Annotated in this window: 10 protein-coding genes; 2 read left to right on the top strand and 8 right to left on the bottom strand. The window is 71.9% G+C overall.

Annotated features, from left to right (window positions below; genetic code table 11):
* Window positions 1-6: 6 nt before the first annotated feature.
* Together AC4BEG_RS12020 and AC4BEG_RS12015 are read right to left on the bottom strand one after the other, a co-directional pair.
* A complete protein-coding gene (locus tag AC4BEG_RS12020; RefSeq protein WP_490705878.1) occupies window positions 7-294 on the bottom strand; it encodes a type II toxin-antitoxin system antitoxin in 288 nt (95 codons plus the stop codon).
* Window positions 291-1220, bottom strand: coding sequence for an SPFH domain-containing protein (locus AC4BEG_RS12015; RefSeq protein WP_490705877.1), 930 nt, complete (start codon window positions 1218-1220; stop codon window positions 291-293). Before AC4BEG_RS12015 ends, AC4BEG_RS12020 begins: the two co-directional genes overlap by 4 nt.
* 236 nt (window positions 1221-1456) lie before the next feature.
* Between AC4BEG_RS12015 and AC4BEG_RS12010 the strand changes: the two genes are divergently transcribed.
* Window positions 1457-3697 (top strand): transglycosylase domain-containing protein, encoded by a 2241-nt coding sequence (locus AC4BEG_RS12010; protein WP_490705876.1) that lies wholly within the window; start codon window positions 1457-1459, stop codon window positions 3695-3697.
* Between the two features lie 69 nt (window positions 3698-3766).
* Here the strand turns inward: AC4BEG_RS12010 and AC4BEG_RS12005 are convergent, their stop codons facing one another.
* The 6 genes from AC4BEG_RS12005 to AC4BEG_RS11980 all read right to left on the bottom strand — a co-directional run bounded on the left by AC4BEG_RS12005 (window position 3767) and on the right by AC4BEG_RS11980 (window position 12393).
* Entirely contained in the window at window positions 3767-5971 is a 2205-nt protein-coding gene (locus AC4BEG_RS12005; protein ID WP_490705875.1) for a SpoIIE family protein phosphatase, read from the bottom strand.
* 57 nt (window positions 5972-6028) lie between these two features.
* A complete protein-coding gene (locus AC4BEG_RS12000) occupies window positions 6029-6748 on the bottom strand; it encodes a class I SAM-dependent methyltransferase (protein WP_490705874.1) in 720 nt (239 codons plus the stop codon).
* 133 nt (window positions 6749-6881) lie between these two features.
* Window positions 6882-7583, bottom strand: a complete 702-nt coding sequence (gene fomD, locus AC4BEG_RS11995) for a cytidylyl-2-hydroxypropylphosphonate hydrolase (RefSeq protein WP_490705873.1) — start codon at window positions 7581-7583, stop codon at window positions 6882-6884.
* A 68-nt stretch (window positions 7584-7651) separates the two neighbouring features.
* Window positions 7652-9043, bottom strand: coding sequence for a class II fumarate hydratase (locus AC4BEG_RS11990; RefSeq protein WP_490705872.1), 1392 nt, complete (start codon window positions 9041-9043; stop codon window positions 7652-7654).
* A 129-nt stretch (window positions 9044-9172) separates the two neighbouring features.
* Window positions 9173-11437 carry a bifunctional polysaccharide deacetylase/glycosyltransferase family 2 protein gene (locus AC4BEG_RS11985; RefSeq protein ID WP_490705871.1) on the bottom strand — a complete coding sequence of 755 codons (2265 nt, stop codon included), beginning with the start codon at window positions 11435-11437 and terminating at the stop codon, window positions 9173-9175.
* Window positions 11434-12393, bottom strand: coding sequence for a hypothetical protein (locus AC4BEG_RS11980; protein ID WP_490705870.1), 960 nt, complete (start codon window positions 12391-12393; stop codon window positions 11434-11436). The genes AC4BEG_RS11985 and AC4BEG_RS11980 overlap by 4 nt, the downstream gene beginning before the upstream one ends.
* Window positions 12394-12567: 174 nt before the next feature.
* On the opposite strand from AC4BEG_RS11980, the gene AC4BEG_RS11975 reads away from it, so the two are divergent.
* Window positions 12568-13692, top strand: a complete 1125-nt coding sequence (locus AC4BEG_RS11975) for a chitinase (RefSeq protein ID WP_490705869.1) — start codon at window positions 12568-12570, stop codon at window positions 13690-13692.
* Window positions 13693-13772 lie beyond the last annotated feature (80 nt).

Raw genomic sequence — 13772 nt, 5'->3', positions numbered from 1 at the left:
GCCCGGTCAGTCCGTCTGGTCGGGGGCGGTATCGCGCGGCGGGCGGCCGCGGCGCGGGATCGGCCGCGCGGAACCCGGCAGCCGGCCCGCGTCCGAGAGCGCCTTGCGCAGCAGGAACTCGATCTGTGCGTTGGCGCTGCGCAGTTCGTCGTTGGCCCAGCGCGCGAGCGCGTCGTGCACGGCCGGATCGAGCCGCAGCAGCATCTGCTTGCGCTGCTGCCGCGGCCGGCGCGGCTGCCGTTCGGGCGGCCGCTCCGGCTCGGCGGGCTCGGCGGGGCGCTCGTGTCCCGTCACTGGTAGAGGGTGCCGGTATTGAGGACGGGCTGCGGCGAACGGTCCCCGCACAGCACCACCATCAGATTGCTGACCATGGCGGCCTTGCGCTCCTCGTCCAGCTCCACGATCTGCTCCTCGGTGATCCGGGCCAGTGCGGCCTCGACCATGCCGACCGCGCCGTCCACGATATGGCGGCGCGCGGCGACCACGGCGCCCGCCTGCTGTCGCTGGAGCATCGCGGAGGCGATCTCCGGAGCGTAGGCGAGGTGGGTGAAGCGCGACTCGACGATGCGCACACCGGCCGCCTCGACCCGGGCGTGCAGCTCCGCGGCCAGCTTCTCGGTGATCTCCTCGGCGTTCCCGCGCAGCGACAGGCCGTCCTCGTCATGGGCGTCGTAGGGGTACTCGATGGCGATGTGCCGCACCGCCGCCTCGGTCTGGGTGGCGACGAACTCCAGGAAGTCGTCCACCGCGAACAGGGCCTGCGCGGTGTCCTCCACCTTCCATACGACCACCGCGGCCAGCTCGATCGGATTGCCGTACGCGTCGTTGACCTTGAGCACCGCGGTCTCGTGGTTGCGCACCCGGGTGGAGATCTTCTCCCGGCTGGTAAGCGGGTTCACCCAGCGCAGACCGTCGGTTCGGATGGTGCCGCGGTAGCGGCCGAAGAGCTGGACGACCCGGGCCTCACCCGGGGCGATGGTGTTCAGTCCGCACACGGTGATCAGCGCGGTGAGGGCCACCACGATCCCGGAGACGATCAGCGCGGTGGATCCGGCGCCCTTGTGCTCGGCGGCGACCGCCGCCCCGGCGAGGATCAGCCCGACCCCGGCGGCCAGCCCGGCCAGTCCGCCGAGCAGGGCGAGGCCGCCGCTGACATGGCGGGCGGGCCGCTCCGCTATCCGGGGTTCGGTGCGGGGTGCTGCGGATGTGACATCGGACATGTCGGTCCCCGTGTTCTCTCGAGGCCAGGCCGTGTGATGCAGCGACCGGCGGCTATCAAAGTGCTATCACTTTAACGCATCTGACAACCCTGCGCGCCCTTCGGCCGTCAGTTCCCTTGAGGTGGGTGCTCTTTGTCACCATCCGAAAATGCAAGATCGATGAGTATGTGAGGGTTGTCGCGGTGTTAGCTTCGTGAGCTGGGCTGGGGAGCTGACTGACGGGAACGGCAGGAGAGATGGGTAGAGCGGAAGAGCGGCGCGTACGGCAGCAGGGCGCCCGCAAGGCCAAGAAGGCCGGAACGAAGGGGGGCATACGCCGCTTCTTCACCTGGAAGAAGATCCTCGCGTATGTGGTCACCTTCTGCGCACTGCTTGTCGGAGCGTTCTTCGCGCTCTATTTCTGGGTGGATGTGCCCGGCGCCAATGCGGAGGCCAGGGCGCAGGCCAACATCTACAAGTACAGCGACGGCTCGATCATGGCGAAGACGGGCGACATCAACCGTGAGTCCGTACCGCTGTCGAAGATCCCCAAGGCGGTGCAGCACACCTTCGTCGCCGCGGAGAACAAGGACTTCTACACCGACTCCGGTGTCTCCTTCACGGGCACCGTCCGCGGCCTGATCAACACCGCGCTCGGCCGGGGCAAGCAGGGTGGCTCGACCATCACCCAGCAGTATGTGAAGAACTACTACCTCAGCCAGGAGCAGACGGTCAGCCGCAAGGCCAAGGAGCTGGTGATCTCGCTCAAGGTGGATCAGCAGAAGTCCAAGGACTACATCCTGGCCGGGTACATCAACACCAGCTACTACGGCCGGAACGCCTACGGCATCCAGGCCGCCGCCCGCGCGTACTACAACAAGGACGCCGAGAAACTCAGCGTGGCGGAGGGCGCCTATCTCGCCGCGCTGCTCCAGGCACCCAGCCAGTACGACTACTCGACCGCGGGTCCCAACGGCAAGAAGCTGGTCAAGGCCCGCTGGAACTACATCCTCAACAACATGGTCGAGAAGGGCTGGCTGTCCAAGAGCGATCGTGCGGGCATGAAGTTCAAGAAGCCCGGCGACCCCCGTCCCCTCCCCGGACTCGAAGGCCAGACCGGGTACTTCATCGCCGCCGCCAAGAAGGAGCTCTTCAAGGCCGGTGTGGACGAGAAGGAGTTCGAGGCCGGCGGCTGGACCATCACCCTCAACATCGACCGCAAGAAGCAGAAGTCGCTGGAGAAGGCGGTCCACACCCAGCTGACCGACAAACTCGACCCGAAAAAGCGCCAGGTCGACAAGCACGCCCAGGTCGGCGCGGTCTCGGTGGACCCCAAGACCGGTGGTGTGGTGGCCATGTACGGCGGCAAGGGCTACACCAAGCACTGGATCAACAACGCGACCCGTGAGGACTACCAGCCCGCCTCCACCTTCAAGCCGCTGATCCTCGCCTCCGCGCTGGAGAACGACTCCACCACCCAGGACGGCACCCCGATCACCGCCAACACCGAGTACGACGGCACCAGCAAGCGGCCGGTGAAGAGCAGCACCGGCCCCGTCGGCTTCTCCCCGCCCAACGAGGACAACATCTCCTACGGCCAGATCAGCGTCCAGAAGGCGATGAACCACTCGGTCAACTCCGTCTACGCGCAGATGGCCGTGGACGTGGGCCTGGCCAAGGTCAAGCAGACCGCCGTCGACCTCGGGATGAACGGGAAGGCCGGAGGCTTCGGCGAGAACCCGTCGATGTCGCTGGGGGTGATGGGCGCCAGCCCGTACGACATGGCCGGGGTCTACGCGACCCTCGACAACCACGGCAAGAAGGTCACCCCGGCGATCGTGAAGTCCGCCGAGAAGGGCGACGAGAAGGCCCAACTGCCCGACCCGACCACCGGTCAGGCGATCAGCCGCGGCGCCGCCGACTCCGTCACCTCCGTCCTCACCGGTGTGGTCGCCGACGGCACCGGTAAGGCCGTGCAGCGCCAGGGCATGGACGTGGCGGGCAAGACGGGCACCTCGGACGACAACAAGTCCGCCTGGTTCACCGGCTACACCCCGGGTCTGGTCACCTCCGTCGGTATGTTCGGCGAGGTGCCGGGCGGCAAGCAGACCACCCTCCGGGGCACCGCCGGCGGCGGTCGCGTCAACGGCGGCGACTTCCCGGCCTCGATCTGGGCGGCGTACATGGGCGTCGCGGCGGACGACACGAAGGACACCGAGTTCGACCTGGACACGGACATGGGGGCCGCGGTACCGCCGCCCACCTCGCAGTCCCCGTCCGAGTCGCCGACGGCGACACCGACCGAGTCGCCGTCCGAGTCGCCGTCCGAGTCGCCGACGGCGACACCGACCGAGTCGGAGACCAAGCCGTCGACCCCGACGGTGCCGCCTTCCCAGTCCACGACCACCCCGACCGGCGGGGGGACGCCGTCCACCCCGACGAGCCCGACCACCCCGACCGGCGAGAGCGGCACCGGTCACAATCGGCAGAAGCCGTAAACGCACCCCGGGCCCCGAACCGCTCCTCGCGGTTCGGGGCCCGATGGTTTCCGGGGGCGGCGGGTCAGGTCAGGACGGCAGCGCGAGCTCGAACCAGACCACCTTGCCGGTGCTCAGCCGGGTCGCGCCCCAGCGCCGCGCCATCCGGTTGACCAGGTACAGCCCGCGGCCGCCCTCGTCGGACGGCCGGGCCTGGCGCAGCCGCGGCAGCTGCGGCACATCGTCGCCGACCTCACAGCGCAGGACGTCCGTGCGCAGCAGCCGCAGGGTGATCGGCCGCTCCGCGTACCGCACCGCGTTGGTGACCACCTCGCTCACCAACAGTTCCACCGCGTCCGTCAGATCGTCCAGATCCCAGCGGGCCAGGGCGCGGCGGGCCAGCCGACGGGCCTGCCCGGCGGTCTGCGCCTTCGGATCCAGGAACCAGTACGCGACATCGCTGGGCGCGATGCCCTCGAACCGGGCCGCCAGCAGCGCCACATCGTCATCGCGGTCGCCGGGCCCGAGCATGTCCAGCACCTCGTCGCACAGCGGCTCCAGCGGCGGCGGGTTGGGGCCGGTGAGCCGCGCGGTGGCGGTCAGCCGCTCCCGCAGCTGCTCGATCCCGGTCCACACATCGCGCATCCGCGACTCGACCAGACCGTCGGTGTAGAGCATCAGCGTGGCCCCGGCCGGGGCGTCCAGCTCGACCGCCTCGAAGTCGACGCCGCCGACCCCGATCGGCGCGCCCGGCGGCACCCGCAGCACCTCGGCCCGGCCGCCGCGGTGCAGCAGCAGGGGCGGCGGATGGCCCGCGTTGGCCACCACGATGCGGTGCGCGACCGGGTCGTAGACCGCGTACATGCAGGTGGCCATGCGGTCGGTGCCCAGCCGCTGGGCCTGCTCGTCGAGGTGGTGCAGTACCTCCTGCGGCGGCAGATCGAGACCGGCCAGGGTCTGTGCGGTGGTGCGCAGCTGGCCCATGATCGCGGCAGAGGTCATGGAGTGGCCCATCACATCGCCGACCACCAGCGCCACCCGGTTGCCGGGCAGCGGGATCGCGTCGTACCAGTCGCCGCCGACCCGCGCGGTTTCCGCGGCGGGCAGATAGCGGCTGGCCAGCCGGACGCCGGTGGGCTGCGGCAGCGAGTCGGGCAGCATGGTGCGCTGCAACTCGTCCGCGATGTACACCTCGCGGCCGTAGAGCACCGCCTTGTCCACACCGAGCGCGGTATGGGTGGCGAGCTGGGCCGCGACCAGCAGATCGTCCGGTTCGAACGGCGGCCGGTCCGGGCGGCGGACGAACACCGCCGCGCCGATCACCCGGCGGCGGCCGCGCAGCGGCGCCAGCACGGTGCGCTGCCCGGTGGCCACCGAGGGCCCCTCGCCGAGGAGTTCGGGCAGCGCGGCCCGGGCGGCCTGGGAGTCGCCGAAGACCGGCCGCACCCCGCGCAGCACCTCGGCCAGCGGACCGCCCGCCTCCACCTCGCACAGCTCGGCCGCCGGGCCGCCGCCCACGGCGGGCGACAGATCCGGCTGGGAGGGCATCAGCGGCAGTCGGCCGCTGTCGGTGTCCGGGTCCAGCGGGATCCTGTCGGTACGGCGCAGCCGCAGCACCACCGGGCCCACCGGCCGCTCGTCGCCCACCGGCAGCGGATCGCGCAGATAGACCAGGATCGCGTCGGCGAAGGTGGGCACGGTGGCCCGGCACAGGCCGAGCACGATCTCGTCGAGGTCGATACCGCGCGCGATCCGCCGGGTCGCCGCGCCGACGAAGCGCAGCCGGTCCCCGCCGCGGTCCCGCGCGGCGGCCGTCTCGGCCGCGCCGGCGCCACCGGCGGGCGGCACCACCGCGGGCACCCCGCCGCCGGGCGCGGTGTACGCGACCTCACCGGCCGCCGTGACCACCGCGTCGGGCGACTCACCGGGCTGGGCGGGGTGTTCACCCGCGGCGGCGCCGGGGCGGCCGGAATCCCGGTGCCCGGCCTCCGGGGCGCGCGGCTCCCGGTCGGGGGAGCCGTCCCGCGCTCCGGGTCGGCGTGCCGCGCCTCTGGCGGCATTGCGGTCCGCGTCCCACACAGGCTCGCCCTCCGGTGTGCCGTGCTCCGGCTGTGCCGGGTGCTCGCTGTGCGCCGCGCTCCGGCGCTCGGTACCTCCGCCGCCGCGCGGGGCAGCCGTCTGCCGCACGGCGGTCCGCGGGTCCGGGACCGCGCCGTGCGTGTCCTCGGGCGTGCCCGAGGCGGCGGCAGGGGCGGCAGCCTGTCGCCTGTTGTGGGAGGTCGGGTGCTCCGTCACGCGTGGGTTTCCATCCGTCCGGGGCCGTGCGCCCTGGTGTGGGGGGCGCACCGAGTGTCAGGCACGTCGTCGGCAGTGCAGATACAGCTGGATCTCGGGTGGCACATCCGTGCTGGCCGGGGCGTACGCGTGCGATTCCTCCCCGGTGATCTCGAAGCCCGCGTCACTGACGACCTGTCGGAGATCCTCCCGCAGATAGCCGGATACCCGGATCGAGTTGCCGAGGAACGGGATCGCGAAGTCGTCCACGTCCGCCTCCACCATGCCGAGGGTCATCGGTCCGCCGGGTCTGAGTACCGCGTGCAGCGCCCGCAGCGCGTAGGGGATCTCCGGGCGGGGCAGCAGCACCAGCGCGAAGAAGGCGACGATGCCGTCGAAGGGGCCGAGCTCCCGTGCCCCTCCGGGGCCGTAGCGCCCACCGGCCCGCAGATCGACGATGTCCACCTGGTGGAACTCGGCGCCGGGGACGTTGTCCCGGGCCAGCTTGAGCATGCCCGGGGAGATGTCGATCCCGGTGACCCGGTGCCCGGCGTCGGTCAGCTGACGGGCCGTGGGCAGTCCGGTGCCGCAGCCGACATCGAGCACCCGGGAGCCGGGAGCGAGTGTGCCGGCCAGCCACTGACCGGCCTTGACCTGGCCCTCCTTGTGCGGAAAGGCTTCGTCGTAACGGTCGCCTATCGCGTCGAAGGCCTCGGCCTGGCCGCTGCGGTCCAGCGCCAGGCGGTCGAAGTCCTGGTACCCCTCGTAGCCGTCGCCGTAGTCGTCCTCACTGCTCACGACTCCGCCCCTCCTGTGACATTACGTCAGATCCTGTGCATCGTCCGTGAGTTGCGCCAGTGTCTGGTTTCCCGCGGGTGCGGTCTTCCGGACGACGATCCTACGTTTGAAACACCGGTGCACAACAAGAGGTTCAGGACCTCGAGTGCGCGGACGTATGCCCCCTGTCCTTACGGTCCCAGTCCGCCGGAAGCGCGGGGACCGGCCAGGCCGGGTCGGGCCGCCAGTCCTCCCAGCCGTCCCGGAACGGCGCTCCCCACGCTTCGATGAGTCCCACGGCCGCCCGGCCGGCGGCCCGGACCCGGCGCGCCTGTACCGCGTCCATCAGGCCGGCCCGCTGGGCCTGCGCGAACTCGTCCTCGTCCTTCCATTCCCAGCTGCGGTCCGGGTAGACCGCGAGGTCCAGGAAGTGGTCCTCGGAGTCCACCCCGCCGGCCCAGCGGGCCAGCGGCTCTTCCAGGTTCACGTACCAGTTCTTGAACTGCCAGCCGTGTTCCCAGAAAAGCCACACCGACCACGGTTCCCCGGGCCGCGCCAGCTTGAGCACTCCGGTGCCCAGCCACTGGCACAGCGCGGTGGTCCGCGGCTTGGTGTAGCGGGTGGACAGCGGCTCGCGGTGCACCGAGGTGCCGTCGGTCAGCTGCGGTTTGACGCAGGGGGTGCCCGGGGCGAGCCAGACGGCCAGCAGTTCGGGGGTGTCCTCGACGACGGTTACGGGGCGGCAGATGTGGATGCGGTCGGCGGCGTTGGCCCGGTAGCGCCACAGGATGTGGTCACCCGGCGCCCATCGGGCGGTACCCGCCGTCCCCGTCGTCTCCACGATGTCCGCTGTCATGAGCAGATCTTAGGTGTGAGCGGGCCGCGGTGCCGTGACCTATGCCGCAACGGTTGTCCCACACAAGGTTACGGATGCGTCATACGCAGCACGTCCAGCGCCTCGTCCAGCTGCTCCCGGGTCAGCAGCCCGCGCTCCACATAGCCAGACTCCAGCACCACCTGGCGGATGGTCTTCCGCTCGGCCAGGGACGTCTTGGCGACCTTGGCCGCCTCCTCGTAGCCGAGGTAGCGATTGAGCGGGGTGACGACGGACGGGGAGGACTCGGCGTACTCGCGGGCGCGCTCGGCGTCGGCCGTGATCCCGTCGACGGTGCGGTCGGCCAGCAGCCGGGAGGCGTTGGCCAGCAGCCGGATCGACTCCAGCAGGTTCTTCGCCATCACCGGGAGCATCACGTTGAGCTCGAAGTTCCCGGCGGCCCCGGCCGTGGCGACCGTGGTGTCATTGCCGGTGACCTGGGCGGCGACCATCAGCACCGCTTCGGGGATCACCGGGTTGACCTTCCCCGGCATGATCGACGAACCGGGCTGGAGGTCGGGCAGCGCGATCTCGGCCAGCCCGGTGCGCGGGCCCGAGGCCATCCAGCGCAGATCGTTGGCGATCTTGGTCAGCCCGACCGCGATGGTCCGCAGCTGCCCCGAGGTCTCCACCAGCCCGTCCCGGGCACCCTGGGCCTCGAAGTGGTCCCGGGCCTCGGTGAGCGGCAGCCCGGTGGTCCGCGTCAGCTCGGCGATCACGGCGGGGGCGAACCCGGGCGGGGTGTTGATGCCGGTGCCCACCGCCGTACCGCCCAGCGGCAGTTCGGCCAGCCGGGGCAGCGAGGAGCGCAGCCGCTCGATCCCGTACCGGACCTGCGCGGCATAACCGCCGAACTCCTGGCCCAGCGTCACCGGGGTGGCGTCCATCAGATGCGTGCGCCCCGCCTTGACCACCTCGGCGAACTCCGCGGCCTTGCGCTCCAGCGCCTCGGCGAGCCGGCTCAGCGCCGGGATCAGATCGGCGGTGACGGCGGCGGTGGCCGCGATGTGGATGGAGGAGGGGAAGACGTCGTTGGACGACTGGCTGGCGTTGACGTGGTCGTTGGGGTGCACCGCGCGGCCCAGCCGTTCGCTCGCCAGGGTGGCCAGCACCTCGTTGGTGTTCATATTGGACGAGGTGCCCGAGCCGGTCTGGAAGACGTCCACCGGGAAGTGGTCGTCCCAGCGGCCCTCGGCGACCTCCGCCGCCGCCTCCACGACGGCCGCGGCGATGTCCTCGTCGATCACGCCAAGACCGGCGTTGACGGTGGCCGCCGCGGCCTTGATCCGGGCCAGCGCCGCGATATGCGCCCGCTCCAGGCGCTGGCCGCTGACGGGGAAGTTCTCCACCGCCCGCTGGGTCTGGGCCCGCCACTTGGCGTGCGCGGGGACCCGCACCTCTCCCATGGAGTCGCGCTCGGTCCGGTAGCTCTCCTCGGCCATCGCGGCATACTGCCTTTCTTGTGGCTCGGTCTTTCTTGCGGCTCGGTTCGCCTCCGCCTTTCTCAGGGCTCAGCGCGTACGCGTCCCGGCGTGTTCCCGGTGACGGCCGGGGCGGGCGGGTGAGGCCGGTCACCGTACGGACTCCCGGGCCCGCTGGGAGTCCACCTCACCGGTGCGCTTGAGCTTCTGCCACGGCAGCAGCGCGCCGGTCGCGGCCGTGACACAGGAGTGCAGCAGCACCAGATACATCAGCTGGCGGTAGGCGATCTGCTGGAGCGGCAGCACCAGCAGCGCCCGGTAGCGCTCCCGGTCCAGCCGGAACGCGTACGCCGCGCCCAGCAGTTGCACCAGCATCAGCGCCCCCCAGGCCAGCAGGGAGCGCACCGGGTCCAGGAAGACCGCGCCGTACACGGTGAACAGGTCGATCAGCGGCGCGCACAGCGGGGTGACGATCTGGAAGAGCACCACCAGCGGCATCCCCACCCGGCCGAACCGTCCCGACGGGCCCCGGTCCACGATCGAGCGGCGGTGCTTCCAGAGCGCCTGCATGGTGCCGTAACTCCAGCGGTAGCGCTGCTTCCACAGCTGGCCGAGGGCGCCGGGCGCCTCCGTCCAGGCGCGGGCGTGCTCCTGGTAGACCACCCGCCAGCCGGCCCGGTGCAGCGCGATGGTGATGTCGGTGTCCTCGGCCAGGGTGTCCGCGCTCATGCCCCCGGCCTCCAGCACCGCCCGGCGGCGGAAGGCGCCGATCGCGCCGGGGATGGTCGGCATACAGCGCAGCAGGTCGTACATCCGCCGGTCCAGGTTGAACCCCATGACGTACTCGATGTGCTGCCAGGCGCCGATCAGCCGGTCGCGGTTGCCGACCTTGGCGTTGCCCGCGACCGCGCCGACGCGGACGTCGGCGAAGGGGCGGACCAACTCGCGGACGGTGGCCGGTTCGAAGACCGTGTCACCGTCCATCATCACGATCAGATCGTGGCGGGCGTGGGCGATGCCGTGGTTGAGGGCGGCGGGCTTGCCCGCGTTCGGCTGGCGCAGCACCCGGACGTTGGGCAGCGCCATGGCCTCCACGATGTCGGCGGTGCCGTCGGTGGAGCCGTCGTCCACCACCAGGATCTCGATCCGATGGGTGCTGGCGGCCAGCGAGGTCAGGGTGTTGGCGATGCACTCCTTCTCGTTGTACGCGGGCACGATCACGCTCACCGGGTCGTCCACCTGCTGTACCAACCGGTAGCGCCGCCGGGCCCGGCTGCGGTGGTGCCACCAGGCGAAGCCCACCATCAGCAGCAGCCGCCCGATCACGGCGGCACCGACCAGGCCCAGCAGCCCGGCCAGACACGGCAGGGCGGCCTGGGTGAGCGCCGCGGCCCAGATCAGCGCCCGGCCCTGCCAGACCCGGGCGGCTCCGGCCGGGTGGTTGGCGCTCCGGGCGCCGAGCGCGCCGGTGACGGTGGTGAAGGAGTAGCCCTTCTTCTTCATCCGGCCGATGTACTGATCCAGCGCCTTCACCGTGCGGGAGCGGTTGCCGCCCGCGTCGTGGAAGAGCACGGACGCGCCCTTCCGTCCGTCGGGGGTGGCGTTCTGGACGATCTCCTTGACCGGGGGCCGCTGCCAGTCCTCGCTGTCGGCGTCCACGAACGCGCTGAGGTAGCCCTTGGCCCCGACGTGCCGCTGGACCGGCCAGGTGCGGTCGTCCAGCGCGCGGACCTCGGAGGCGTACGGCGCCCGGAAGAGCGAGCTGGTGACGGACGCCGCGCCTGCCAAGGCCAGCTGGGACTGGGCCAGTTCGCGGTCGATCCGCCCGGTGTCCTGGTACGACAGATCGACATGGGAGAAGGTGTGCACCCCGATCTCATGGCCCGACTGCCGCATCCGGCGCACCAGTCCGGGATGACGGACCACCATCTGTCCCACGACGAAGAAGGTTCCGGGGACGTCGTGCTTGCGCAGCACCGCGAGGATCTCGGGGGTCCAGCGCGGATCCGGGCCGTCGTCGAAGGTGAGCGCCACGGTCCGGGAGGGGACGGAGTGCTCGGTCGCCCGGCCGTCCCGGTCGAAGGTGAGCACCGGTCCGCCGTGGCGCAGCCGGTCGGGGACGCTGTGTGAGGGGTGCGAGCGGTGGACACGGGCGTCATTGCCGACCTCGGCGTGCAGATAGCCGTCCAGCAGCAGTCCGCAGACCACCGCGAGCAGTGTCGCCGGCGCCAGCACCATCCGGGTGCTGGTCCTGGCGGCCCCGCGGCGGAACGGGCCCCGGCCGCGGAACCGGCCACCGTCACCGCGCCCCGGCCCGGTGGTCCGGGACACGGGGCGGGGCGCGGCGGCCGGGCGGGGCGAGGGAAGTCTGCGGCGGCGCGGCCGGGGGAGTCTCGGCTGTCTGCCGGAGGTCATGACGGTGCGTCCCCGTTCTGCGGGACGCCGGGACCGTTGGCCCCGGGGGCGGGCCCGGCCGGGTTCAGCGGACCCAGGGGGTTCAGCGGGGTCTTCGGCCCGGGGTTCCCGGGGAGTCCGGCCCCGGCGGCGGGCGGATCGGCGGCCGGGGGCTTACGGGCCGGGGGCTTACGGGCCGGGGGCTTACGGGCGGGGGGCTTGCGGGCCGGGGTGTGCGCCCCGCCCGCGCCCGGCTTCGCGGGCTTGCCGGACTTGCGGTGCTGGGCGGGCTTTCCGCGCTGCGTGGGCTTGGCGTGCTTGGCGTGCCGGGGGTGCTCGGCGCGGTGGCCCGGCTTCCGTCCGGCGGGGTGGGTGGGTGCGTGCTTGCGGTGCGCGGCGCGCTTCGTGCCGCCGGCCCCGTGGTGCGCCGGGGTGTGCTCCCGGGCCTGGTCCCGGTGCTGCTCCCGGGCCTGGCCCCGGGGCTCGGGGCGTACCCGGGCGCCGGGTTCGGCGGGTCCCGGGTGCCGCCGCTCCGGGGCGGGGTCGTCGAGCGTGACCGGCTCGCCGAGAGCCACCGCGCGTGCGTCCCGCGGGGCGTGGAGGCCGGTGTCCGCGCGGTCCTCGTGCGGACGGGGACCGGGGTGCGTCACGTCCCGGTGCGTCACGTCCTGGTGCGGCGGCCGCCGGTGCTCCGGGCGGTACCGCTCCGGACCGCCCTCCGGCTTCCGGCCGAACGCCTCGGTGGCGCTCGGGTGTCCCGGGATCAGGGTCTCGGGGGCGAAGGCGGTACCACCCGTGAAGCCCACCGCCAGGATCACCGAGTAGCTGAGGCAGGCGGCCCCCGCGACCACCCCCGCGTGCCGCACCAGACGGCCGCGTCGCCCGGAGAGATCGACGAACACGGGCCCCTTCCCGCCCACTTCGGGATGGAGGGGGCGCGAAGACGCTCGCTCGATCACATCTGACTGAGGATCCATGAACGAGAGGCTAGTCGAGAAAATATGACTTGAGACATATCAGTCAAACATGCGGTGTGTCATAGTTCGTTCCATTTCTCGGATATGCGAGGTTGGCGGTGGAGCGTGGCACGGGAGGCGGAGCCCCCGATGCCCCCACATCCCCGAACCGGACACCGAAGAGGAGCGAGAGCCATGAGGGCCAGCCCCCGCATGAGCGGAATCGCCGTGGCCGCCGCCGTGGTCTGCGCCGGCATCGCCGTTTGGGCCGGACAGCACGAGCCGTCGCCGGAACCGCGGGCGCGCATGGCCCCGCCGTCCGCGCGGAGCCCGCAACCGGCGCCGCCGCCCCCCGCCGACTTCGTTCCGTACGTCAGCGCCTGGTCCGAGTCGGGCTACGACATGGCCGCCGCGGCGGCGCGCGGTGTCAAGGAGTTCACCCTCGGCTTCGTCGTCGCGGGCGACGGCTGCGCCCCGGTGTGGGACGGTGGCACCACCCTCGACGATCAGGCGCTGGACGCCCGGATCGAGGCCGTGCGCCGGGCGGGCGGCGATGTCCGGGTCTCCTTCGGCGGCGCCGACGGCACCGAGCTGAGCACCGCGTGCACCGATGTCTCCGAACTCGCCGCGGCCTACACTCAGGTGATCGAGCGCTACCGGCTGACCAAGGCCGACTTCGACGTCGAGGGCGACAGCCTCGCCGACACCGAGGCGGCCGTGCGCCGCGCCCAGGCCATCGCCCTGCTCCAGCGCACCCATGAGGGCCTGGACGTCTCCTTCACGCTGCCCGCCATGCCCGACGGGCTGACGGCGGACAGCACCGCCCAACTGGAGGCGGCCAAGGACGAGGACGTCGCCCTCTCGGCGGTGAACATCATGGCGATGAACTACGGCGATGAGCTCACCGGCGACATGGGCGACTACGCGATCCGGGCCGCCACCGTCGCCCAGGCCCGGGTGCGTGGGGTGCTGGGGCTGTCCGACGACGCCGCCTGGAAGACCCTCGGTGTGACGCCGATGATCGGGCTCAACAATGTCTCCGGTGAGGTGTTCACGCTGGAGGACGCGGCCGGGCTGGCGCGGTTCGCCGCGGAGAAGGGGATCGGGCGGCTGTCGATGTGGTCCGCCGAACGCGACCGGCCGTGCGACAACGCCTCTGACGGGGAGCCGGGCGAGGAACCGGGCGAGGACGGTGCCACGGCCCAACCCGGCTCCGACCGCGCCGCGGCTCCAGGGGAGAGCCCCGGAGCCACCCCGGAGAACCGGTGCAGTGGAATCGCCCAGCGGCCGGGAGCCTTCGAGGCGGTGCTGCGGGGCTGACCCGGCGTACGGGCCCAGAGGGGCAACACGAGCGGGAACGGCCGGGGGCCGGGACGGCATCGCCGTCCCGGCCCCCCCGG

This window comes from Streptomyces sp. JLBJ103 (assembly GCF_058215575.1).
Note: the sequence above shows the minus strand (reverse complement) of the source record. Positions and strands in the feature narration are given on the sequence as shown.

Bases quoted from the DNA above. Each gene is read 5' to 3' on its own strand.
- AC4BEG_RS11975 (WP_490705869.1), top strand. From the start codon at position 12,568: ATGAGGGCCAGCCCCCGCATGAGCGGAATCGCCGTGGCCGCCGCCGTG.
- AC4BEG_RS11985 (WP_490705871.1), bottom strand. From the start codon at position 11,437: ATGACCTCCGGCAGACAGCCGAGACTCCCCCGGCCGCGCCGCCGCAGA.
- AC4BEG_RS12010 (WP_490705876.1), top strand. From the start codon at position 1,457: ATGGGTAGAGCGGAAGAGCGGCGCGTACGGCAGCAGGGCGCCCGCAAG.
- AC4BEG_RS11980 (WP_490705870.1), bottom strand. From the start codon at position 12,393: ATGGATCCTCAGTCAGATGTGATCGAGCGAGCGTCTTCGCGCCCCCTC.
- AC4BEG_RS11990 (WP_490705872.1), bottom strand. From the start codon at position 9,043: ATGGCCGAGGAGAGCTACCGGACCGAGCGCGACTCCATGGGAGAGGTG.
- AC4BEG_RS12015 (WP_490705877.1), bottom strand. From the start codon at position 1,220: ATGTCCGATGTCACATCCGCAGCACCCCGCACCGAACCCCGGATAGCG.
- fomD (WP_490705873.1), bottom strand. From the start codon at position 7,583: ATGACAGCGGACATCGTGGAGACGACGGGGACGGCGGGTACCGCCCGA.